We start from the raw sequence: 23,487 nt of genomic DNA, 5'->3' as shown, positions 1-23,487 counted from the left end.
CGGCAAGCTGCATGCTGATGTGCTCTCACACGCCCCCCGCGCGCGTGCTGCTGATCGACGACGACCTGGAACTGGCGCAGATGCTGCGCGAATACCTGGAGCCCGACCACTGCACCGTCACGCTGGCGCACACCCGCGAGCAGGGCGAGACCCTGCTGGCCCGCAATGACTTCGATGTCGCGCTGCTGGACCTGATGCTGCCCGACGGCAACGGCCTGGAGCTGCTGCGGCTGCACCGCGCGCGCTCGCAGCGCCCGGTGATCATGTTTACCGCGCATGGCGACGAGACCGACCGCGTGCTCGGGCTCGAGCTCGGTGCCGACGACTACCTGAGCAAGCCCTTCAGCCCGCGCGAACTGCGCGCGCGCATGCACGCGGTGCTGCGCCGGTTCCAGTGCGCCACGCCGGCCACCGGCGCCAGCCCGTGGCTGGAGGCCGGCGCGCTGCGCCTGAACCTGGCCTCCGGCGAAGCCATGCACGGACCGGCGCTGGCCACGCTGACCGGCGCCGAGCAGCGCGTGCTGGAAATCCTGATGCGCTCGGCCGGCCGGGTAGTGACGCGTGAAGAAATCGGGCGCTTCGCGCTGGGACGCGCTCCCGAGCGCTACGACCGCAGCCTCGACACCCACGTCAGCGCGCTGCGCCGCAAGCTGGCGCTCGACGCCACCTCGTCGCCGCTGCGGATCCGCAACCTGCGCGGCCAGGGCTACCTGCTGGTGCAGGCGCCGTGAACGGCTGGCGCCGCATGCGCGCGCTGTTCCCGCTGCCGCTGTTCTGGCGCAACTTCCTGGCGTTCTGGCTGGGCATGGCCGCGATCGTCGGCATCGGCATGGCGCTGACGGCCGCGGTGGCCTGGTACCGCTTCGAGGCGCTTGACGGCCTGAGCCCCGCCGCGCTCACCGAAGACGCGCTCGAGGTGGCGCGGACCCAGGGGCGTCCAGGCCTGCGGCGCTGGCTGCGGGCGATGGATTCGCATGACTCGGCGCTGGACGTCTATATCGTCGACGACGCGCTGCGGGACATGCTGGGCCGGCAACTGCCGACGCGGCTGCGTAACCACGTGGCCGACCGCATCGTGCCGATGTGGCGCGCGGGCATGATCGGCCACGCGGTCGAGCACGTGCCGCGGCCCGGCGCGCGGGTGTCGTGGTGGGACCCGCAACCGATCGCGCTGCCGGACGGCAGCGAGGTACTGCTGCTGTTCCTGCCGTTCGACTCGTCGCGCTGGGAGGTGCTGCACCTGTCGCCGGTGGCGCTGGCGCTCGGCCTGTTCGCGCTGGCGGTGTCGGCGCCGCTGTGCTGGGCCCTGACGCGGCACGTGGCCGGCCCGGTGCGGCGCCTGCGCGAAGCCACGCAGGCGCTCGCCGACGGCGAGCTGGCCACGCGCACGCCGCCGGTGCTGGCCCGCCGCGCCGACGAACTCGGCCAGCTCGCGCGAGATTTCGACGCCATGGCCGATCAGCTGCAGCGCCTGGTGGACTGGCGCGAGCAGCTACTGCGCAATATTGCGCATGAGCTGCGCTCGCCGCTGGGGCGGCTGCGCCTGTCGCTGGAGCTGGCGCGCCGCCGCGATGCCACGCTCGCGCTGCAGTTCGATCGCATCGAGCGCGAGACCGAGCGGCTCGATGCCCTGGTCGAACGCACGCTGCAGTTGGCACGGCTGCATGCGATGGCGCCGGTGCGCAGCCCCGTCGACCTCGCCGATCTGGTCGACGTGATCGTCGCCGATGCCCGCTTCGAGGCCGCGGCCCGGGGTGTGGCGATCCACTGGACCGCGCCGGACGAGCTGGTCTTCGATGCCGATGCCGCGGCGCTGGGCAGCGCGATCGAGAACATCCTGCGCAATGCCATCCGGTACACCGATCCGGCCGCGCCGGTGAGCGTGACGCTGCGGGCTGACGCGGACGCGATCCGGCTCGACATCGTCGATGGTGGTCCCGGCGTGCCGGCCGATGCGCTGGCAAGCCTGTTCGAACCGTTCTATCGCGTGCGCAGCGGCCCGGGCCATCCGGCCGGCGCAGGGCTCGGGCTCAGTATCGCGCAGGCGGGTATCGCCGCGCATGGCGGCACGGTATCCGCGCGCAATGCGCAGCCGCGCGGACTGGCGGTATCGGTGCACCTGCCGCGCCTGGCCTGACGCGCGCGGCGCCGGCCCTGCAACAGGGCGGCCTGCAGGGAGCTGGCTGGCCGCCACGCCAGCCGCTGGTGGTGCCGACGCATCATGGGGTGACCCTGCCCTGTCAAAGGGAAAATTCCGAACAAGATCTAAGGCTTGCCTGATTGGTGGCATTAAGCCCCATCCCTATATTCCACTTGTCCCCGGGGCGGCCGGCAAATGCACAAGCTGATCGGCAGTTGCACGCGGCACGGGGCAGGGCGGGATCCGCCGGATCCGCAAGCCATTGACCTACCAACCTCTGAATCACCCATCATGACCAACAACAAGCTTCTCGCCGCTCTGATCGTTGCCGGTACCGCCATGGGCGCGCAGTCTGCCCATGCCGTCGATGGCACCATTACTTTCAATGGCAAAGTCATCGGCCAGACCTGCACCATCAACGGTAACGGCAAAGGCCCCGGCAACACCAACTTTGCCGTGCAGTTGCCGACGGTCTCGACCACGACCCTGAACGCGGCCGGCAACGTTGCCGGACAGACCCCCTTCAACATCGCGTTGACCGACTGCACGCCGGACACCGGTAACGTGCATACGTTCTTCGAGGCAGGCCCGACCACCGATGCCACCACCGGCAACCTGATCCTGGAGGCGGGCGGCGCCACGAACGTGCAGATCCGGCTGCTGAACGGCGGCACCGCCAACACCCCGATCAAGGCCGGGTTTACCGATGCGGCACAGAACTCGAACTCTGTTCCCATTACCAACGGCGCGGCCACGCTGTGGTACTACGCCCAGTACTACGCTACCGGCCAGGCCACTCCTGGTGCCGCCAACTCCAGCGTGATGTACTCGATCTCCTACGAGTAAACCCAGTGCCGCCGGTGCGGAGCGTGATACCGGCGCGCTCCGCGCCTTCACCAACTGACGTCGCGCCGGTAAACCATTTTGGCGGCCGATCCGGCTGCCGGTTCACCCGAGCCGGCGCCCGCTGCCAGCAAGAACATGACGATCAAGTTTCTGATTTCCGCCGGCGTTGTTGCGCTGGGGCTCCTGAGTGCAGTGCAAGCGCAGGCCTCCGTGGTCATCGCCGGCACCCGGGTCATCTATCGCGCGCAGGAGAGCGAGACCACCATCAAGCTGACCAACGAAGGCAAGACACCCGCACTGACGCAGGCGTGGATCGACAAGGGCGATCCCAAGGCCGCGCCCGCCGCCATCGAGGTGCCGTTCACCGTGACGCCGCCGGTGTCGCGCATCGACCCCGGCAAGGGCCAGACGCTGCGCATCCTCTACACCGGCGAGCCGCTGGCGCAGGACCGCGAATCCGTGTTCTGGCTCAACGTGCTGGAGATTCCGCCCAAGCCGGGCGCGGACCAGGCCGATGCCAACAAGCTGCAACTGGCGTTCCGTTCACGCATCAAGCTGTTCTTTCGTCCTGCCGGCCTGAAGGGAACGGCCGAGGAAGCCCCGGCCATGATCCGCTGGCGCGTGGTCCAGGCCGGCGGCAAGCCTGTCCTGGAAGGCCGCAACCCGAGCGCGTATCACGTTTCCTTCTCCCGGATCGAACTGGTCGGCGGTGGCAGGACCGCCCGCTTTGAAGAAGGCGGCATGATCGGGCCGGGCGAAACCAAGAACTTTCCGCTGACCGGCGAGGTGGCGCAAGGCCCGGACGCCACGGTCCGCTTCAACACCATCAATGACTATGGCGGCTCCGCCCGCGGCGAAGCCGCGCTCGACAGCCGCACCGCCCCGGCCCTTTAGCGCTGAACTTCGCACTGAATTTCGCGCTGACCTAGCGCCGGGCGCCGCCCGGCGAACCTCCAGGCTGAATGCCTTCGATTGACGATGCCGCGCAGGCGGCAGGGGCAAGTGTTGCCCGCGCAGTGCCAGTTATCCGGCATAGACCATGAAAACCCAGAAGACCTCGTCGTTCCCGTCGCGGCTGCGTCCGGCCAGCGCGGTGGTGTTGTCCTTGTTTGCCAGCGTGAATGCATGGGGAGCGGCCGGCGGCTCCGGCGCTTCGACCATGCTCGCCGAAGTCGAGTTCAACGACACCTTCCTGCAGCAGCCGGGCGGCGTCCGCATCGACGTGAGCCGCTTCAACAAGGGCAACGTGGCCTTGCCCGGAAGCTATCGCGCAGAACTCTACGTGAACGATGCCTGGCTGGGCCGGACCGAGGCGACGCTGCGACAGGTCGGCGACGATACGCGCAACGTGCAGCCCTGCTTCGACCGCACCGCGGTCGAGCGCATCGGCATCGACCTGTCGAAACTCTCGCCCGAGGCCTCGGCAAAACTGGTGGCGGGCTGCGTGGCGCTGCCCGAACTGGTGCCCGATGCCACCGCCAGCTTCGACAATGGCGAGCAGCGGCTGGACGTGTCCGTGCCGCAGATTGCGATGTCGCGCACGGCGCGCGGCTATGTCGATCCCAAGTACTGGGACGAGGGCGTCACCGCGGCGCGGCTGCAGTACAACGCCAACGTCTACCACTCGGATGCGGCCGGGTTCTCGACCACGCAGAGCTACGTCGGGCTGAACGCCGGCTTCAACTTCGGTGGCTGGCGCTTCCGCCATGTCGGCAACCTGACCCATGGCGATTTCGAGGGCAGCCGCTACCAGAGCGTGCAGACCAGCCTGCAGCGCTCGCTGGCGCCGATCCGCAGCCAGCTGGTGATCGGCGAGGCCTATACCGACGGGGCCCTGTTCGACAGCTTCGGCTTTCGCGGCGTGCAGATTGCCAGCGACGACCGCATGTACCCGGAATCGCAACGCGGCTACGCGCCGGTCGTGCGCGGCATTGCCAACAGCAATGCCCGGGTGCAGGTGCGCCAGAGCGGCAACATCATTTACGAAACCACGGTCGCGCCCGGTGCGTTCGAGATTACTGACCTGTATCCGACCGGATATGGGGGCGACCTCGAACTGGTGATCACCGAAGCCGACGGCAACGTGCGCATCTCGCGCCTGCCTTTTGCCGCGGCCGTCAATGCGCTGCGCCCGGGCATCACGCGCTACAGCATTACCGTGGGGCAGTACCGCAATGTCTCGCTCCACAGCCGGCCGATGATGATGCAGGCCACGGTCCAGCATGGCATCAGCAATATGGTGACGGGCTACGGCGGCTTTATCGTGGCGCAGGACTACACCGCGGTGATGGGCGGCGGCGCGCTGAACACGGACCTGGGCGCCTTCGGTGCCGACATCACGCAAGCCTGGACCACGCTGCAGGACGCGGGCGGCCACGACGGCCAGAGCCTGCGGCTGTCTTACAGCAAGCTGGTGGCGCCGACCAACACCAACCTGACCCTGGCCGCCTACCGCTACTCCAGCAGCGGCTACCTCAGCATGTCCGATGCCATGGCGCTGCGCGACCTGGAACAGCGCGGCATGGCCGCGGGCATGTTCATGGGCGGGATCCAGCGCGGCCGGCTGCAGGTGACCATCAACCAGATGCTGCCGCAAGGCTACGGCTCCTTTTACCTGACCGGATCCACGCAGAACTACTGGAACCGCAGCGGCAGCGACACCCAGTTCCAGGCCGGCTACAACAACAGCTACAAGCGCATCAACTACGGCATCTCGGCATCGCGCCAGTTCAATGTCAATGCGGGCAAATGGGATAACCGGGTGATGCTCACGGTGGGCATCCCGCTGGGCAGCGGCCAGCATGCGCCGTACTCGATGACAAGCCTGTCGCACGACTCCAGTGGCGGCACCTCGCTGCAGGAATCGGTGACCGGCACGCTGGGCGACGACAACGCCTTCACCTACGGCATCAATGCCGGCTACACGGGCGGCGGCAACAGCACCGACACCGCCACCGTGGGCGCCAACGTCGGCTATGTGTCGCCATTTGCCACCGTCACCGCCAGCGCCAGCAAGGGCCGCAACTACTCGCAGGCCGGCTTCGGCATCAGCGGCGGCATCGTTGCCTATGCCGGCGGCGTGGCGTTCACGCCGATGCCGGGCGACACCATGGCCATCATCGAGGCCGCGGACGCAGCCGGCGCGCGCGTGACCAATGGCAGCGGCCTGCGCGTGGACCCGTGGGGCCACGCCCTCGTGCCGAGCCTGACGCCGTTCTCGCGCAACCAGATCGAGATCGATCCCAAGGGGCTGCCGCTCAGCGTGGCGCTGAAGACTACGCAGCAGAACACCGCACCCACCGCGGGCGCCATCGTGAAGATGAAGTTCGAGACCGAGAACCCCGGGCGCGCCGCGATCCTGCGGGTCATGGGCCCGGATGGGGCACCGCTGCCGTTCGGGGCCGAGGTCACCGACGCGCATGGCCAGGCGGCGGGCACCGTCGGGCAGGGCGGGCGCATCATCGTGCGCGGGCTGAAGCAGGACAGCGGCGAACTGCAGGTCAAATGGGGCAGCGATGCGAAATCCTCTTGCGCGCTGCGCTATGCGCTGCCGCCGGAAACGGCGCGCCCTGCCAACCCGTTGGCAGTGCTTGACGCGGCCTGCGTGGCATCGGCGGCGCGCTGACCCGGGACCATGACGTCGTCCATGGCGCCTCAGCCATCGCGACACGGCGGCGTGCCAGGAAGAGCCGGGATGTTGATGCATAATCCATAGGCAATTCCCGGCCATCGGGCGCCGGAAGACGGCCCGGTTCCCGAGCCGCGTCAGGCAGGTTGCTGAGAAGGAGTTTCGCCAATGCCCAATTGGCTGTCTCGCGCAAACAAGCAGTTTCCCGGTCGCCTTCTCGCCGTCGTTGCCGCCCTGCTGATCGTGGTCATCAGCGGGTGCCTCGCCTTGTTTCTGCATAGCCGGTTCCAGCGCGTCGTCTGGGAGCAGGCGTGGGCCGCGCGCCAGCACTTTGGCGCGGTGCTGGCGGCCAAGGCAACCCATGAGTATTTTATCCGGCGCATGGCCGAGATCACCGGGCCCGAGTACCGGCTGGTGCGCAGCGACCGGCCCGCGACCCAGCTGGAAGCCGCGCTGATGGCGGTTCCCGCGGGCAATGCGAGAGCCGTCGACTTGCCCGGACTGATCAATCCCGCCACCCTGATGCGCGGCGCGCCGGTGCCAGGCGCGGACCGGTCCGCGGCGGTGTCGCACATCATCCGCTTTGCCATCTTCGAGCGCGCGTACTGGGGCACGGCGCCGCAAGGCGTGCGCTCGGTGTTTCTGATGGCTGACGGCAGCGAGGCGCTGGTGACCCCCGCGCTGCCGGCGGCGCTGTCGCTGAGCGGGCCACTGGTTGCCGATGCCGTCAGCAACTGGGCCAAGGCGCTGGCGCGCCGGTCGCGCGAGGCGCGGGCGTCGACGCCGGCGGGCACGCCGCTGTGGGCCGGCCCTTATCCGGGCCTGATCGGGCAGGAAACCATGCTGAGCTGCTTCCTGCCCGTTCGCAACGCCACCGGAACGCTGCTCGGCTATACCGCGACCGCCATTCCGATCCGCGCCCTGATGGGCGATGTCAGCCTGCCGGGGGCCACCCAAGCGGTGCAGCGGGTATCGGGCAAGCGCGCCGTGTTCTTCGATGAGCGCGGCAAGCTGCTGTTCCAGGGCCGCGATGCCGGCTGGCTGCACACGCAGGCCATGGGCGACCGCGTCGCGCGCGAGCTGGCCGCCGGCGAGCAGGGCGTGGCCTACTGGTTCGAGCAAGGCAGCCTGATGATCGGCAGCATGGCGCGCGACCACGGCTGGCGCGCGGCCTATGCCTATCCGCTGTCGCGAGGCCTGGCCGACCACGGGCTGGCGCTGGGGGTGGCGCTGCTGCTCTACGGGCTCGGCGTCGCCGCGGTGCTGCAAGGCGCGCGCATGGTCCGGCGCCGGGTGCTGGTGCCGATGCAGCGCAACGCCGAGCGCATCGAAGACAGCGAGCGCTTCAACCGCACCGTGATGCAGGCCGCGCCGGTAGGCCTGCGGGTAGTGCGCACCGCCGATGCGCATGTGCGCGCCGAGAACGCGCTGGCCGCGCAATGGCTGCCGCTCGATGCGCGCACGCAAGGCCGGCCCTGGCTCGACGCCATCCTGGCGCGGCGCGGCGAAACCCCCGTGCGGCTCGAGGTGCGGGTACCGGCGGGCGCCGGCGGTGCGCGCGACGTGCTGGTGGTCGGCCGCCGTACCCGCTTCGAAGGCGAGGACGTGTTGCTGTGCGCGATCCATGATGTCACGGAAGAACGCGAGGCGAACCGCGAGCTGGCCCGCGCCCGCCAGCTTGCGGACGAGGCCGGCGCCGCCAAGCTGCGCTTCCTTGCCACCATGAGCCATGAGATCCGCACGCCGCTGTACGGCATGCTGGGCACGCTGGAACTGCTGTCGCTGACCAGCCTTGCGCATAGGCAGCGCGAGATGCTGTCGACCATCCAGTCTTCGTCGCAGGTGCTGCTGCAGATCCTGGACGACCTGCTTGATTACTCGCGCGCGGAAGCGGGCCAGATGCAGCTGGACAGCGTGCCGTTCGACCCGGTCGACCTGCTCGAATCGACGGTGCGGGCGCACGCGCCGATCGCCCTGCAAAAGGGGATTGCGCTGTCGTGCTATCCGGAGCCGGGCCTGCCGTGCCTGGCCGGCGACCCCGTGCGCGTGCGCCAGATCATCGGCAACCTGATCGGCAATGCGCTGAAGTTCACCGCCACAGGCCATGTCATCGTGCGCCTGGGACGAGCGCCTCAAGGCGAGGTGGCCGCCGTGCCGGAAACCGCCGCTGCCGCTGGCAGGATCACGATCCAACTCGAGGTCGCGGATACCGGGCCGGGCATCGCGCCCGAGGTTCAGGAAAAACTGTTCGAGCCGTTCGTGCAGGCCGACCCGTCCACCGCCAGGCGCTATGGCGGCACGGGCCTGGGCTTGTCGATCTGCCGGCGGCTGGCCGCGCTGATGGATGGCAGCGTTTTTGTGCACAGCGAGCCCGGCAAGGGCAGCGTGTTCCGGGTCTTGCTGCGGCTGCCGCAAGCGGGGCCGCGCACGGCGCTGGAGCCGGTGCTGCCGCCGGTGGCCGTGCTGACCGAGGACGACGAGATCCGCAACCATGCCATCGAGACCCTGCGCGCGACGGGGTGCGAGGCGACCGCTTGCGACGGGCCGGCGCCGCAACCCGGCATGGTGCTGTTCGTTGCCACCCGCCGTATCGCGGCGATTCCGCAAGGCTATGCCGGCGTGGTGTTCGGACGTGCCGATGGCCCGGTCGAACCGCAGCTCGTCGGCGGCAGTTGGCTCGTCAGCGCCTACCACCAGGCCGGCATCCTGCGCGCACTGTGCCTGGCCGCCGGCATGACGCCGGCTAGCGCACCGCCAGCGGCGACGGCCGCCGAGCCCGTGCCGCAGCTGGGCATGGAGATCCTGGTGGTGGACGACCATCCCTACAACCGGCTGCTGATGCAGCAGCAGCTCGACCGCCTGGGCTGCCGCGCCACGCTGGCGAGCGGTGGCGAGGAAGCGCTGGCGCTGTGGCAGCAGCGCAAGTTCGACCTGGTGCTCACCGACGTCCACATGCCCGGCATGGACGGCAACGAACTTTGCCGCAGGCTGCGCGCGCAAGGGTCGACCGTGCCGATCGTCGGGCTGACCGCAAGCATCGCGCAGGGCGAGGTGGAGCGCTGCCTGGACGCCGGCATGGACCGTTACCTGTCCAAGCCCGTCTTGCTCGGTCCCCTGGCCGAGTGCCTGCGGGCGGTGCTGCCCGAGCATGCCGCCGCACCGATGCGACCCGCCGACGACGAAGCCGGCTTGCCACGAATCCCTGACAGCGCCGCCAGCCTGGCGCTGCTGGCGCATACCATGCGCGAAGATTTCGCGGCGCTGTCCGCCGCCGCGCGCCGCGGGGAATGGAAGGCGCTCCGCCACCACGCCCACCGCATGCGCGGCGCCATGGCGCTGGCCGAGGACGGCGAAGAAATCGTCGCGTTGTGCCGGGAACTGGAACTGGATGTGGCGCAGGCGCAGCAGGCCGTGCAGGCTCATGTCGACAACCTGGCCTTGTATCTTGCAGCGTACTTCGAGGGGTCCGACGATCCGGCAAGCGAACAGAAGGGCAGCCAGGGCAGCAACAACAGCGGCAGCCGGAACGGCCATCCTGGCGATTGGCGGAGTACTATTTAAGGAATACCTTAATTCGGGTTTTTCGGAGAACTCCTAATATTCAAGTCAGCCAAGATGACCGGTATTGCAATACCGGCTCAGTTCCCTGGGACACCGCTGCGTGGCCACGGAACCGAAAAATCAGGGGGTAACAATGATCAAAATAATCATCGCCGATGACCACCCCGTCGTCCTGGACGGCATGAGTCGTGTGCTGGCCGTTGAAGTGGGCATGCAGGTCGTGGGCAGCGCCACCAATTCGACGCAACTGGTGGCGTTGCTCGAAAGCACCGACTGCGACGTCATCGTCACCGATTACTCCATGCCCGGCGGGCAGTTTGGCGACGGCCTGCCGATGCTGCAGATGTTGCGGCGCCGCTATCCCACCACGCGCATCGTGGTGATGACCATGCTCGATAATCCGGCGCTGATCCGCAATATCCAGAAGGTCGGCATTTCGGTGATCCTCAACAAGACCGATCCGGTCCAGGAACTGATCCCCGCGGTGCGCGCCGCGTTCAGCGGACTGAGCTACCAGCCGGCCTCGGTGCGCGCCATTCTCGCCTCGGGCGGGCTCGATGAACTGTCGCGCCGGCCGATCCTGACGCGCCGGGAACTCGAAGTGATCCGCCAATGCGCGGCCGGCGTGCCGGTCATCGAGATTGCGCGTCAGGCCAATCGCAGCAGCAAGACCATCAGCGCGCAAAAAAGCATTGCCATGAAAAAGCTGGGTCTGGCAAACGATTATGAGCTTTACGAATATGCCCGCACCAACGGCCTGCTTGGCGGCGCGGGATAATCGCGGCCGCGTGAGCATCCAGGTCAGGCTTCCCTTCTTTCTCTCTTCCTCCCTTTCCCTTTTTCACTGCCGATTTGCGCGCGGGCGCTGACGCGCGCCGTTATTGCCGGCCTGCGCTCGGCCGCGCGGTCCCTCGGCAGCTGCTGATCAGAAAATACCGCGGACATTTCAGGCTTGGCTGATTTCGAAAGCCAGGCGCATGGCCCATCCTGAGACCGGGACAACGCTGGAGCGTAAAGCGGTCATGGAAAAAATCCGGGTGATCGTCGCGGACTCGCAACCTGTGGCGCGGCGGCTGTTGGGCCGGCGGCTCGCGGCCAGCGCCTGCATCGAGGTGTCAGGCCTGGTCGGCGACGAGCGCGGCCTGGTGCAGGCGCTGGGGCATGGCGTCTGCGATGTGGTGGCGCTGCGGTTCCCGCTCGGCACCGGCAACGATGCGCGTTGCGGCAGCTACGCCCGCCTGGGCGCGCGGCTGGCCGCGCTGGGCCGGCAACGCGTGGTCGCCATTGCCAATATCGCGGACCGCGCCGGCGTGCTGCAACTGATCAAGGATGGCTGCCGCAATGTCGTGACCGCCCGTGACCACGCCGACGAGGTCGTGAAGGCGGTGCGGATGGCACACCTGGATCTGGCTTCGGTGTCGGACATCGCCTGTGACCTGATCTGGGGCCGGCGCTGCCGCGGCCTCGGCGATTTCGACGACTGGGCCGAACTGCTCACCACCCGCGAAAGCGAAGTGCTGCGGCTCTATCTGTCCGGCCTGTCCGTGACCGAAATCGCGGTGCGGACCGGGCGCACCGTCAAGACCATCAGTACGCAGAAGCAGAGCGTCATGCGCAAGGTCGGTGCCGACAACGACGTCGAGCTCGCCGCCTTCGCCATCCAGCGCGGCATGTTGTGAGAAGCCCGGCGCAGCAAGCGCCCGGGCCGGTCGACGTGATGACGAGGTAAGCAATGAAAAGGCTGATGCCGGCCGACACCAGCGCCGCATTGCCGTTGAGCATTCGCCAGATCCGCTATCTGGTCTATCTGTTCTCGGCCTGCGTGGTGGGCCTGACCGTATTGTCCTGGGGCGTGCTGCTCCATTACCGCCTGCGCGAGGCGATCGACCGGCAGGGCATGGTGCTGCACGCGCAGTCCGAACAGCTGCAGTCCACGCTGCACCTTGCCGAGGCGCTGACCGTGCGCGCGCAGGGATCGCTGGCGCGGCTGTCCGATATTGGCCTCGCCGACGATGTCGCGGCGGTCAGCGACGCGCAATGGTCCGAGCGCCTGCAGCGCCGCGGCGACCGGCCCTACATCGCGTTGCTGGTGCCGCCCGCGAGCGCCAGCCAGCCTGCCAAGCGGCTGAAGGACCTGGCCCACGTCATGACGTTCACCTTCCGCGTCAACAACCTGCAATACCGCGATGTGCAGAGCGCTTACCTGATCGACCTGCACGCCGACCAGCTGTACGTCATTCCGCGCCGGCTGAATCCGGCGCGCATGCTGCTGCAGCGCGACGACGCGCGCCAGGTGTTCCTGCGCGACACCCTGCAGCGGCTGCGCAACGATGCGCTGCTGGCGCGCCTGCGTGCCCGTCCGGGCCAGGCGGTGATGCTGCCGCCGGCGCAGGACTGGATCAGCGGCATCCGCACGGTCACCTTTGCCACGCTGGTGCAGGACGGCGGCGAACCTGCCGCGGTGCTGGCGATGGAGTTCCCGCTGTCCCCGATGCTCCCCGACGACCCGGCCGAGGATGGCGGCTTCATGCTGCTGACCGATGCCGGCATGGTGCTGGGCGCCGACGGCATGCCGGCAGGCCCGCTCGAGGCGCCCGTCGCCGCGGCGCTGGCGGCGGGCGGCGCGCGGCCGGGCACGGTGCGTTCATCGCTGGTGCGGTACGGGCTGCTGCGGCACGTGGTGGTGCTGGACTATCCGCTCGACGCCTGGGGCTGGCGCACCGTGAGCGTGGTCGACCTCGCCCGCGTGTGGCGGCAGTTCCGGGAGAACACGCTGTGGATGGTGGGGCTGACCGGTTCGCTGTCGCTGCTGATCTTCGCGTGGATCTGGCTGATCGACCGGCGCATCATGCGGCCGGCGCAGCGCCAGTCCCTGCGCTTGCAGGAGAGCGATGCGCTGGGTCGCTTCGTGATCGAGGTGGCGGGCGTGGGCCTGATGATCGTCGAACGCAACACGCGCCAGGTGCTGCTGGCCAATGCCGCAGCCCAGGTGCTCATCGACCAGGCCACGCCTGCCGGCCTGGTGCAACTGCAGGACGCCTGCGAAGCGCGCCTGGCAAGCTGCGATGCCAGTGCCGAGGGCCCGCCGCAGGTGCTGCCTTGCTTCGACGTCGACATGGCCTGCAGCAATGGCGAGACGCGCTATCTGGAGGTCCGCCTGGTGCAGATCACCTACGAGGTGCGCGCGGCGCTGCTGTGCGCGCTCAACGACGTCACCGAGGTGCGGCGCGGCGAGGCGCGCCTGCGAGAGGCCATCCGCGCGGCGGATGCCGCCAACCGGGCCAAGTCCGCGTTCCTGGCAACCATGAGCCACGAAATCCGCACCCCCCTCAACGGCATGCTGGGCAGCATCGAACTGCTGAGCATGACCCGGCTCGAGCCGCGCCAGCGCGACCAGCTCGCCGTAATGCAGCACGCCTCGCAATCGCTGATCGACATCATCAACGACGTGCTCGACTTCAGCAAGATCGAGGCCGGGCAAATGTCGCTGCAGCCGCGGCCGTGCCGGCTTGACGAGGTGGTCGAGGAAGTGACCCGGGGCTTTGCCGCCGAAGCCGCGCGCAAGCACCTGCGCCTGCTGTGCATCAACGATCCGTCGCTGTCCGAGCCGGTGATGGCCGACGTGGTCAAGCTGGAACAGATCCTGAACAACCTGGTCAGCAACGCGGTCAAGTTCACCGAACAGGGCAAGGTGATCGTCACGGCCAGGCGCATGCGGCTTGCGCAGGGCGGCGGCGCCGAAGGCGTCGAAATCCGTGTGGTCGATACCGGCATCGGCATTGCGGCGCACGACCAGCGCCGCCTGTTCGAGCCGTTCGTGCAGGCCGAGCAGCCCGATACGCGCCACTACGGCGGCACGGGGCTAGGCTTGTCGATCTGCAGGCGGCTGGTCGAGCTGATGCGCGGCGAGATCCGCGTGGTCAGCGAGCCGGGCCTGGGCAGCTGCTTCATTGTCAGCCTGCCGCTGGCGAGCGCCGGCATTCCGGCGCCCGCGGAGCCCTGGCCGCAGGCCGGGCTGCGCGGCTTGACCGTCGGCCTGAACGTCACCTTGCAGGAGCTCTACCAGGGCGTCGAGCAGCTGCTGCGGTACTACGGCGCACGCGCGGTCCGGTACGATCCCGGCGCACCGCCGGTGACGCCGGTCGACGTGCTGGTCTGCGACGAAGAGGCGCTGTCGGCCTGCCCCGATGCCGATGTGGTGATTTCCGCGCTGGCACCGATCGCGCCGGACCTGACCCAGACCCCGGTGGTGGCCTCGCCTTATGCCTGGCAGGGCCTGGTCGCGGCCATCGCGGCCGCGGCGGGTGCGGAGGTGGACGAGGGGCCCGCCAGCGCGCCGGCGCGTGCCGAGGCGCCCGCTGCGCAGCTGGCCCTGCTGCTGGTGGAGGACCATCCCATCAACCAGGTGGTCATGCGCGAGCAGCTGGAAAGCCTGGGCCAATCGGTCGACCTGGCCCACGACGGTCCCGAAGCGCTGTCGCTGGCGTCGGGCCGGCACTACGACCTGATCCTGACCGACCTGCAGATGCCGGGCATGGACGGCTTCACGCTGGCGCGGCGCCTGCGCGAGGCGGGACATGCCATGCCCATCGTCGCCATCACGGCGAGCGTGGGACCCGATGTGGCCGAGCGCTGCCGGCACGCCGGCATCGACCGCTGCCTGACCAAGCCGGTCGGCCTGGCGACGCTGCGCGAGCTGCTGGAAGATATTTCCGGCACCCGCGTGTCCGCACGCACGGTGCCCGACCTGCAAGCCGGCGGCGCCGTGCTGCATGCGGATGCGCTGCGCAGCGACCAGCGCGCGCTGGCCGAAGCGCTGCGCGCCGGCGATGCCGACACCTTCGCCCAGCGCCTGCATGGGCTGGCCGGCGCACTGTCGGTGATGGGCCATCCGGTGCAGAGCCAGGCCTGCCGCTGGCTTGAGCAGACCGTGCGGCGCGCCGGGCTGGGCGCCGTCGGCGCCGACTGGCAAGCCATCCACGCCGAACTGGAGCAGCTGGCGGAGCGACTGGAGGCGCAGTGCGGCAGCCACGCCGCCTGACAAAGACGCCGCGGCCGTGCGTGCATCACTGCAGATCGGCCAGGCGCTGGCGGCACAGGCTGACAAACTGCTGCGCAGCGGTCGATTGCCCCAGGCCCGGATGGAAGGCCAGGATGGCGCGGAATCGAATCGGCGCGCTCAGGGGTACGCTGCGCAGCCCGAGCGCCACATAGGTACGGGCGACGAGGGGATTGGTGATCGCCAGGCCGGCACCGGCCAGGGCCAGCGAGCACTGCGTATGGCTGTACGGGGTCGTCGCCACGAAGCGCGGCGCGATGCCAAGTTCGGCAAAGCACGCCTGCAGCCCGCGTTGCGCGGGATCGGCGGCGTCCAGGCCGATCAGCGGCACGTCGACCAGGTCTTCGATTCCCACTTTCGCGCGTGCGGCGAACGGATGCGTTGCCGGCGCGACGCAGACGGCCTGCACCGCGTAGAACTCGGAAGCGGTCAGGCCGCTGGTGTCCGCTTCGTCGCCCATGAAGGCGATATCGAGTTCGCGCTGCAGCAAGCGCTCGCGCAGGCCGCGGGAGCTGTCGACCTCAAGCTGGCAACGAACGCGCGGATAGCTGTGGACGAAGTCCGCCACCGCCGCCGGCATCACGCTGGACGCCATGGCGTGCAATACCCCCACGCGCAGCACCGTATCCTCATGCGCGCGCAATTGATCGATCCGGCGTTGCACGGCGTCGAGGCCGACATAGACGCGTTCGACTTCATCCATCAAGGATGCCGCCTCGGGTGTCGGCACCATGCGCCCCTTGCTGCGGTCGAACAGCCTCAGCCGCGCGGCCTTTTCGAGCTGCAGCACGATCTGCGTCACGGCGGGCTGGCTGATATGCAAGGCTTCTGCGGCGCGCCGCGCCGATCCCAGGCGCATGACCATGCGGAACACCTCGACCTGGCGGGCGCTGATGCCTGAATCAGCGGCTGTCTCCATCTCTACCCTATAAGTTTTACTTAAGTCGATCATCGGCGCGCATGTGCCACGGGAGCGTGGCCTGGCATAGACTCGAGCCACTTCCACTCCGGCCATCAGCCTTTACCATGCGCTCCCGCGCCAATCCGACCCAACCGCTTATCAACCCGGCCATGCAGGGGTTGCGATGCATCACCTGCCACGCCCGCTATGCGCTCGACGACATGCCGGAAGGCTGCCCGGCCTGCGCCGCCGCCGGTCATCCAAGCAGCCTCGAAGCGGTCTACGACGCCCAGGCACTGCATTTTGCACCGAAAAGCGGAAGTTATACATGGGGGCGCTGGCAGCCCTACCTGGACGGCGTATCCCTTGGCGAGGGCGCGACGCCTTGCCTTCGGGTGCCAGCCTTGGCGTCGCTGGCCGGCGTGGCGTCGGTCTGGATCAAGAACGAAGGGGCGAACCCGACCGGATCGCACAAGGACCGCATGTCGGCGCAGGCCGTCAGCCGGGCCCTCGATATCGGCGCGCGCGAGGTGGTGCTGGCATCCAGCGGCAATGCCGCGGTGTCAGCGGCGGCCTATTGCGCCGCCGCGGGGCTGGACTGCGAAGTTGCGACTTACCAGGCGCTGCCCGCCGTATTCGACGCTGCGTTACGCCATTACGGCGCACGGCGCGTCGTCTGCGATAACGGCCATGCGCGCTGGGCGCATGTGCGCCGGCGCGTCCGGGACGACGGTGCCTTCGCGCTGACCAACTACAGCGTGCCGGCGGTGGGCAGCCCGGTATTCGGCGTGGAAGGCTACCGGGCCGTTGCGCTGGAATGGGTGGCGCAAGGGTGCCGGCCCGACCATGTGATCGTGCCGACCGCGCGCGGAGACCTGCTGTGGGGCATCTATAGCGCGCTGCGGGACCTGGCTGCGCTGGGGCACCTGCCGAAGCTGCCGCGCCTCTGGGCGGTCGAGCCGTTTCCACGGCTGTCGCGCGTGCTGGCGGGAGCGTCGCAGCAGTCCGACTTCGCCGGCACGACGATTCAGTTCTCCACCGCCGGCTCCACCGTGACCGCCCAACAGGTCCTTGCCGTCAGGCGCTCGGGCGGCGGCGCGGTGGTGGTCGACGACGCGGCGGCACGCGATGGCACCCGCCATCTTGCGGCCGCGGGATTCTGGGTCGAACTGTGCGCCGGCGCCGGCCTTGCCGCGGCGCAGTCATTGCGCGCCGACGGGCGCATCGACCGGACCGAAGCCGTGATGCTGCTGCTGACCGCGCGCGGCGACCGCGATCCGGGCCAGGCATGATTTCAAACACCTTGGGGAGACATTGATGAAGCTGCGTTACCTGCTGACCGCCATCACTTGCTGCATCGCGGCCCATATGCCGGCGGCGCTGGCTGCCTATCCGGAAAAATCGATCCGGCTGATCGTTCCCTGGGCCGCCGGCGGCAGTACCGATGCGCTGGCGCGCGCGGTCGCGCAGCGCTTGAGCGAATCGATGGGCCAGCCGGTGGTGGTCGACAACCGCGCCGGGGCCTCCGGCCGCATCGGCGCCGACACGCTGGCCAAGTCCGCGCCGGATGGCTACACGCTGGGCGTGATCGAACTGGCGCACACCGTTGCACCGTCGGTGTTCCGCCAGATGCCCTACGATGTGTTGCGCGACTTCGCGCCGGTGTCACTGCTGGGCGAGGCGCCGCTGATCCTGTTCGCGGACAGCGCGCAATATCGTGCCGGAGAGATCCAGCGCTTCCTGGCGGACTCGCGCAAGGCGGGAACGCCGCTGCAGCTTGCCACCAGCGGCAACGGCTCGATCAGCCATCTGGCCGCCAAGATGCTGGAAAGCCAGGTGGGGATCCCGGTCGACGCCGTGCCGTACCGCGGTTCGGCGCCGGCGCTGACCGATGTCTCCGCGCAACTGGTCAAGGGGCATTTCGCCACGCTGGCAAGCGGCAGCAGCCTGCTGGGCGGCAACAAGATCTCGGCGCTGATGGTGACCGGCCCGGTGCGCGTGGCCGCGCTGCCCGGCGTGCCGACCGCCGCCGAAGCCAGGCTGCCCGGCATGCAGGTCAGCCAGTGGTGGGCCCTGGTCGCGCCGGCGCGGACACCGACGGCGGTGGTGAACCGGCTTGCCGACGAAGTCCGCACGGCGCTGGCGAGTCCGCAGACCCGGGCCCGGCTAGACAGCCAGGGCATCGACCTGCAAGCGTCGACGCCCGCCCAACTCGGCGACCGGCTGCGCGCGGAGGTGGACCGCTGGGGGAATCTGGTGAAGCAATCGGGTATTCAACCTGAATAATCCGCGGGGGCCTGCGGGCCCCTGCGACGATTCATAGCGACTGCCGCGCCGCGGCCGACCGGCTGATCTTGTCGCAGTGTCGCATTGGCGGCCAGTCGCTGCTATCGGTCGCTCTCCGGCACCGACCAGACCGTGTAGCCGCGTAAGGCAAGCATGGCGCTTGAGACGGGCGTTACGTCCAGTCCGTCCGGCTCAGGCGATAGACGCGCACGCTGTGGATCGCCAGCGCCAGCGGGAACAGCAGTACCGCCGCCGAGGCAGCGAACCAGACGAAATCGGCGACGATGGTTGGCTTGGCTTGTTCCAGGTACGCCGCCGAAGCGCCGCCCGCGAGCGCGGCGGCTACAAAGAGGACGGCCATCAGGAGGCCCGGCGCCCCGACCAGCAAGGTGCTGGCGCACAGCAATACCAGGACCCAGCACAACTTGTACCACCACAGGCACTTCCGCATCTCTGCAGGCATGGCGACCTCCGTTTCCGGCGATGGTACATCACCAAGCTGTGGGTAGCCCGACGCACATGCTGGCGCGGATGCCGTCTTGACTCTGGGATCCTGTTGATCGCCGGCGCCTGCGCCACCTTGTTGGTGTAGCGGGGCTTGCGCCCGCTCATGCCCCCGGGCGAGGGCATCACAACCGTGCCTGCGATGGCAAGGCAAGGCCGCAAAAGTTGACCTATAATTATTGACAATGCAACGATTGATCGAGCAATAAAATGACCCCCGAACCACAAAGTCCTCAGCCTGCCGGCCAGGTCCTGCCGTTTCGCGAGTCGCTGCTGGCCATGCTGGGCGTGGCCTTCGTGGTGATGCTGGTGGCGCTGGACCAGACCGTGGTCGGGACGGCGCTGCCCACGGTGGTGGCGGAGCTGCAGGGGTTCGAGTACTACGCGTGGGTCGCCACGGCCTACCTGTTGACCTCGGTGATTACCGTGCCGGTATTCGGCCGGCTGGGCGACTACTACGGACGCAAGCCGTTCGTGCTGGCATCGATCGTGGTGTTCTCGGTGGCCTCGGCGTTGTGCGGCATGGCGCCGAACATGCCGTTCCTGGTGGCGGCGCGCGCGCTGCAGGGCATCGGCGGCGGCATGCTGGTCGGTACGGCCTTTGCCTGCATCGCCGACCTGTTTCCGGATTCGCACGTGCGGCTACGCTGGCAGGTGATGCTGAGCGCGGCGTTCGGCATTGCCAATGCGATCGGTCCGTCGCTGGGCGGGCTGCTGACGGAGTGGTATGGCTGGCGCGCGGTGTTCTACGTCAACCTGCCGGTGGGCGTGCTGGGGCTGTGGTTTGCCTGGCGCTACCTGCCGCATCTGCGCCAGCAGGCGCATCGCGGGCCGATCCGGGTCGACTGGCTGGGGGCGCTGCTGATCGCGGCCGGGCTCGGCAGCTTGCAGATGAGCGTGGAATTGCTGCCGGCGCGTGGCCTCGACGCCTATACCGCGGGCCTGCTCGTGCTGGCGGTGGTGGCACTGGTGGCGCTGTGGCAGTGGGAGCGGCGCTGCGCCCATCCAATCCTGCCGGTCGAGATGTTCCGCGACCCGGGGCTGGCGCCGCTGTTCAAGCTGTCGGTGTTCGCGGGTTTCACCATGTTCGCGCTGCTGCTGTATGCGCCGCTGTTGTTCCAGGGCGGCTTCGGCTACTCGCCGAAGGAGGCAGGCGTATTGATCACGCCGCTGGTGGTCTGCATCACCGTCGGCAGCATCCTGAACGGCCGCATCGTCACGCGCATCCGCCGGCCCAATACCATGCTCTATGCCGGCTTTGGCATGCTGGCGCTGTCGTGCCTGGGGCTGTCGCAGGCCACGCGCGGCATGCCGCATGGCGTGCTGATGGTCATCATGCTGGTCGGCGGGCTGGGCCTGGGCTTTATCATGCCCAACCTGACGGTGTTCGCGCAGCAGACCGCGGGCCGCGAGCACCTCGGCATCGCCACGGCCATGCTGCAGTCGCTGCGCATGGTGGGCGGCATGGTCGGCACGGCGATTGTGGGCACGCTGGTGACGCGCAGCTATACCGGCGGCGTCGAGCAGGCGCTGTCCGGCGCCGATGCGATCCAGTGGGCAGCGCGCATGGCCGACCCGCAGGTGCTGATCGACAAGGCGTCGCAGCTGGCGCTGCTCGGCCAGCTGGAGCAGGCCGGGCACAATGGCGCATTGCTGCTGGAGCAGGCGCGCGTGTCGCTGGTGGGGTCCATCCACCTCGGCCTGGTAGTGGCGGGCGCAGCGGCCGCGCTGGGCGTGTGGTGCGCGCGCCAGGTGCCATCGATCAAGCTGACCCGCGGTCCGGCGCCGGCGATGGCGGCGGAGTGAAGTCCGGCGGCAACTTACCCTGAGGAGAACGGATGGAACTGGAGCGACAGAGCGTGGCCGTATTGCAGCAGTTCGGCCGAACCTACCGCGCCTATGCGGGGGCGTTCGAGCAGCGCATGGGACTGCCCTTGCCGCGCTGGCGCATCCTGCATGCGCTGCATCACCAGGAGGGCGCCATCGGCCAGAAGGCGCTGGCCGACCTGGTCGTCATGGATCCCGGTGCGCTGACGCGCCAGCTCAAGGCCATGCAGGAACTGGGCTGGGTCGAGCGCACCACGTCCGAGCGCGACAACCGCGTGACCCATGTCACGCTGTCGCCGGCCGGGCGCGAGGTGGTGGCGCGCGCCATGCCGCTGCGCTCGGCCTTTCTCGAGGATGTGCTGTCCGAGGTCTCGCCCACGACCATGCGCGAACTGTCGCGCGGCCTGGCGCGCCTGGAGGCGGGCATTGCCCACGCACAGGCCCGCGCGGCGGAGCAGGCCGACGCGGCCTGATGCCGCGGCAGCGTACGCCGAGCGGCTGCATGCGCTCAACCGCTAAGCAGCAGGCCGTTGAGCGCGGCAAACTCGAACAGCTCGCGGTCGTTGGTGACGCCGAGCTTCTGCATGGCGCAGTTCTTCTGCCGGCTGATGGTCTTGACGCTGCGGCACAGCTGGATCGCGATCTCGCTGACCGAGCGCCCGGTCAGGTATAGCCGCAGTACTTCCATTTCACGCCGCGACAGGCGTTCCGCGCCGGCCCGGCCAGCACCTGCCAGACTGCCCGGGTCGGCCTGCGACAGCACCTCCATGGCCGACTTGCCGATGTAATGAAAGCCGCGCTGGATGCGGTACACGACCGTGACCAGTTCGGTCAGCGGGGCGTCCTTCAGCACCAGTCCGTGCACCTGGGTGTCGAGGATCGAGCGCAGCACCAGCGGGTTGGTGATCATGGTCAGCACGATCACCGCCATTGACGGATGCCGCCGCCGCAGGCTTGCCAGCAGCCGCAGTCCGTCGCTGTTGCGTTCGCCCTGCGCGGGCATGTGGTAGTCCGTGATGACGACATCGGGGCGCAGGCTGTCGATGCTGTTGAGCAGCGCCGTCGCGCTGGTCACGCTGCCGCAGACTTCCCAGCCGGTCTGGGTGTGCAGGCGGTCGGCGACGGCCGCCGAGACCAGCGGGTGGTCATCGGCAAGCAGGATCCTCAATGCCATCGGGTGCTCCTCGATTCATGTTCAGGCGGCGCAGCCTTCGGCAAACGTCAAGAAAACGCCGCACGCCATGGCGACGTGCGGCGCAAAAATGACGCCAGACATGGAGGCGCCGGTCAACTGCTCGCATGACCGCCGGTCCGGGCCAAACGGGAGACGGCCGGACTGCGGCAATGCCATGGCAGCATAGCGGCGAGCCAGCGCGGCGGAACTAGGAGGATTCGTAAATCACGGTCCGAAAAGACCTTGCGCCATCCAGCGCGCGCGAGTGCCGCGCGGGCCGGCAGTTCGAAAATCTATCTCGGGGAGGTGATGAACGGTGCGGCTGTCGCCGATCCGTGACAACGGTCCGTGACAAGAAAGGGCGCTGCCGCCTTGCGGCGGACAGCGCCCGTTTGCACGTTGGTGTCGCGCCTGGCGTCAGGTCGTTGCGACCTCGGACGCGACTGCGGGACGCCCGTTACGGCGCCCGTCGATGGCCTTGAGCGGGTCGCGCAGCACGGCGCTGCCGACTTCCATGACATCGCGCAGCACGCCCTGGTCGCGGCTGCGCTCAGGCCCCCAGAAGTGCAGCGCGGCCCATTCGGGGAAGCTGCTTGGCGGTGCCAGCAGCCGGGTCTTGCGCTCGCGCGTGACCAGCGGCACGTTGAAATCCAGCACGGAGCAGATGCCGCCGGCGGAGTGCAGCAGCGTGATCTGCGTATGCCACGAGGGCACCACCGTCTCGCGATGACCCGGCGTGCTGGCCTGCCGGCTCAGGAAGGCACGCAGCGGGCTGCCGGCCTCGCTGTCTTCCTGCAGCAGGATCCACGCGCTTTCGCTCTCATCCTGGCTGCCGCCGCGCGTGGCGCTGACCAGCCGGCGCGGCGTGGCCATGATGTTGTGCTGGCGCACGCGCTCGGCATCATGGCCGCTATCGACGACGAAGGCGCAGTCGAGCTCGCCCTCGCTCAGCTGGCCCGCGAGGGCGGCGTCGGCAATCACCGGGCGCGTGACAAAGCTGTCTTGCGGAAACTGCTCGCACAGCGCGGTCAGGATCTCGGTGATGACGGGATCGCCGATCGATGAGGAAAAGCCGATGGAGACGCGCCTGCCGCCTTCGCGGCGTTTGCTCAGGCCCGGTTCGCCGGGCCGCACCAGGTGGTTCCACTTGGCCAGGATCTGGCGCGCCGTCTGTTCCAGCCGCAGCGCATGCGGGGTGGGCTCGAGCATGCCGTTGCGCTTGACGAACAACGGGTCGCCGGTGATCTCGCGCAAGCGCGCAAGGCTGTAGGCCACCGTGGGCACGCGTCCCTGGGTGCAGGCTGCAACGGCGCTCAGGTCACGGTACTCCATGACCAGGACAAAGACATGCAACAACTTCGTGCTGACATGACGCATTCCGACTTCTCCTGACACATGACTTCGCTCTCTTGTTCTTGTCGGTCCGATGCAAACAGCGATGCGCCAGTGATGGCACGCATGAAACCACGGCGCACCGCGCGTTTGCCACGCCGCGCGAGCCAAGTGGGTCAAGCTTGAAATCCCGCACGCAAGGGCTCGGCAGGATGCTCCACTACACGCG

17 protein-coding genes are annotated in these 23,487 nt (G+C 68.5%); 13 read left to right on the top strand and 4 right to left on the bottom strand.

Going from position 1 to position 23,487, the window contains the following annotated elements:
* The first annotated feature begins 11 nt into the window (after positions 1 to 11).
* From CBM2588_RS27950 to CBM2588_RS27910, 9 genes are all read left to right on the top strand, one after another.
* The gene (locus CBM2588_RS27950; RefSeq protein WP_115683482.1) at positions 12 to 731 is read left to right on the top strand and encodes a response regulator transcription factor; all 720 of its coding nucleotides are present in this window, start codon (positions 12 to 14) and stop codon (positions 729 to 731) included.
* Complete coding sequence (locus CBM2588_RS27945; RefSeq protein WP_115683481.1) at positions 728 to 2,137, top strand: sensor histidine kinase; 1,410 nt, start codon at positions 728 to 730, stop codon at positions 2,135 to 2,137. Before CBM2588_RS27950 ends, CBM2588_RS27945 begins: the two co-directional genes overlap by 4 nt.
* Before the next feature lie 294 nt (positions 2,138 to 2,431).
* Positions 2,432 to 2,986 (top strand): fimbrial protein, encoded by a 555-nt coding sequence (locus CBM2588_RS27940; RefSeq protein WP_115683480.1) that lies wholly within the window; start codon positions 2,432 to 2,434, stop codon positions 2,984 to 2,986.
* Between the two features lie 135 nt (positions 2,987 to 3,121).
* On the top strand, positions 3,122 to 3,880 hold the full coding sequence (locus tag CBM2588_RS27935) for a fimbria/pilus periplasmic chaperone (RefSeq protein WP_115683479.1): 759 nt from the start codon (positions 3,122 to 3,124) through the stop codon (positions 3,878 to 3,880).
* A gap of 145 nt (positions 3,881 to 4,025) precedes the next feature.
* Positions 4,026 to 6,611 (top strand): fimbria/pilus outer membrane usher protein, encoded by a 2,586-nt coding sequence (locus CBM2588_RS27930; protein WP_115683478.1) that lies wholly within the window; start codon positions 4,026 to 4,028, stop codon positions 6,609 to 6,611.
* Positions 6,612 to 6,782: 171 nt separating this feature from the next.
* Positions 6,783 to 10,175 (top strand): response regulator, encoded by a 3,393-nt coding sequence (locus tag CBM2588_RS27925; RefSeq protein WP_115683477.1) that lies wholly within the window; start codon positions 6,783 to 6,785, stop codon positions 10,173 to 10,175.
* 133 nt (positions 10,176 to 10,308) lie between these two features.
* Positions 10,309 to 10,953 (top strand): response regulator transcription factor, encoded by a 645-nt coding sequence (locus tag CBM2588_RS27920; protein ID WP_115683476.1) that lies wholly within the window; start codon positions 10,309 to 10,311, stop codon positions 10,951 to 10,953.
* 199 nt (positions 10,954 to 11,152) lie between these two features.
* Positions 11,153 to 11,854 (top strand): response regulator transcription factor, encoded by a 702-nt coding sequence (locus CBM2588_RS27915; RefSeq protein ID WP_231942301.1) that lies wholly within the window; start codon positions 11,153 to 11,155, stop codon positions 11,852 to 11,854.
* A gap of 53 nt (positions 11,855 to 11,907) precedes the next feature.
* Entirely contained in the window at positions 11,908 to 15,216 is a 3,309-nt protein-coding gene (locus CBM2588_RS27910) for a hybrid sensor histidine kinase/response regulator (RefSeq protein ID WP_115683474.1), read from the top strand.
* A 25-nt stretch (positions 15,217 to 15,241) separates the two neighbouring features.
* On the opposite strand, the gene CBM2588_RS27905 is transcribed toward CBM2588_RS27910, so the two are convergent.
* Positions 15,242 to 16,249: a LysR family transcriptional regulator gene (locus CBM2588_RS27905; RefSeq protein WP_231942300.1), complete on the bottom strand. Its 1,008-nt coding sequence runs from the start codon at positions 16,247 to 16,249 to the stop codon at positions 15,242 to 15,244.
* A gap of 56 nt (positions 16,250 to 16,305) precedes the next feature.
* Between CBM2588_RS27905 and CBM2588_RS27900 the strand changes: the two genes are divergently transcribed.
* A complete protein-coding gene (locus CBM2588_RS27900) occupies positions 16,306 to 17,427 on the top strand; it encodes a pyridoxal-phosphate dependent enzyme (RefSeq protein WP_231942299.1) in 1,122 nt (373 codons plus the stop codon).
* A gap of 25 nt (positions 17,428 to 17,452) precedes the next feature.
* A complete protein-coding gene (locus tag CBM2588_RS27895) occupies positions 17,453 to 18,421 on the top strand; it encodes a tripartite tricarboxylate transporter substrate binding protein (protein WP_115683471.1) in 969 nt (322 codons plus the stop codon).
* Between the two features lie 172 nt (positions 18,422 to 18,593).
* Here CBM2588_RS27895 and CBM2588_RS27890 read toward each other — a convergent pair whose 3' ends face one another.
* Positions 18,594 to 18,884, bottom strand: coding sequence for a hypothetical protein (locus CBM2588_RS27890; RefSeq protein WP_115683470.1), 291 nt, complete (start codon positions 18,882 to 18,884; stop codon positions 18,594 to 18,596).
* A gap of 251 nt (positions 18,885 to 19,135) precedes the next feature.
* Between CBM2588_RS27890 and CBM2588_RS27885 the strand changes: the two genes are divergently transcribed.
* Together CBM2588_RS27885 and CBM2588_RS27880 are read left to right on the top strand one after the other, a co-directional pair.
* Positions 19,136 to 20,731 (top strand): MDR family MFS transporter, encoded by a 1,596-nt coding sequence (locus tag CBM2588_RS27885; RefSeq protein WP_115683469.1) that lies wholly within the window; start codon positions 19,136 to 19,138, stop codon positions 20,729 to 20,731.
* Between the two features lie 32 nt (positions 20,732 to 20,763).
* Positions 20,764 to 21,225, top strand: a complete 462-nt coding sequence (locus CBM2588_RS27880) for a MarR family winged helix-turn-helix transcriptional regulator (protein ID WP_062803497.1) — start codon at positions 20,764 to 20,766, stop codon at positions 21,223 to 21,225.
* 35 nt (positions 21,226 to 21,260) lie between these two features.
* Here CBM2588_RS27880 and CBM2588_RS27875 read toward each other — a convergent pair whose 3' ends face one another.
* Positions 21,261 to 21,926: a response regulator gene (locus tag CBM2588_RS27875; protein ID WP_115683468.1), complete on the bottom strand. Its 666-nt coding sequence runs from the start codon at positions 21,924 to 21,926 to the stop codon at positions 21,261 to 21,263.
* A 417-nt stretch (positions 21,927 to 22,343) separates the two neighbouring features.
* The gene (locus CBM2588_RS27870) at positions 22,344 to 23,303 is read right to left on the bottom strand and encodes a LysR family transcriptional regulator (protein ID WP_115683467.1); all 960 of its coding nucleotides are present in this window, start codon (positions 23,301 to 23,303) and stop codon (positions 22,344 to 22,346) included.
* Between the last annotated feature and the right edge of the window lie 184 nt (positions 23,304 to 23,487).

This window comes from Cupriavidus taiwanensis, assembly GCF_900250075.1.
Classification (GTDB): domain Bacteria; phylum Pseudomonadota; class Gammaproteobacteria; order Burkholderiales; family Burkholderiaceae; genus Cupriavidus; species Cupriavidus taiwanensis_C.
The sequence above is the reverse complement of the archived record's forward strand: the minus strand, read 5'-3'. Positions and strand labels throughout refer to the sequence as shown.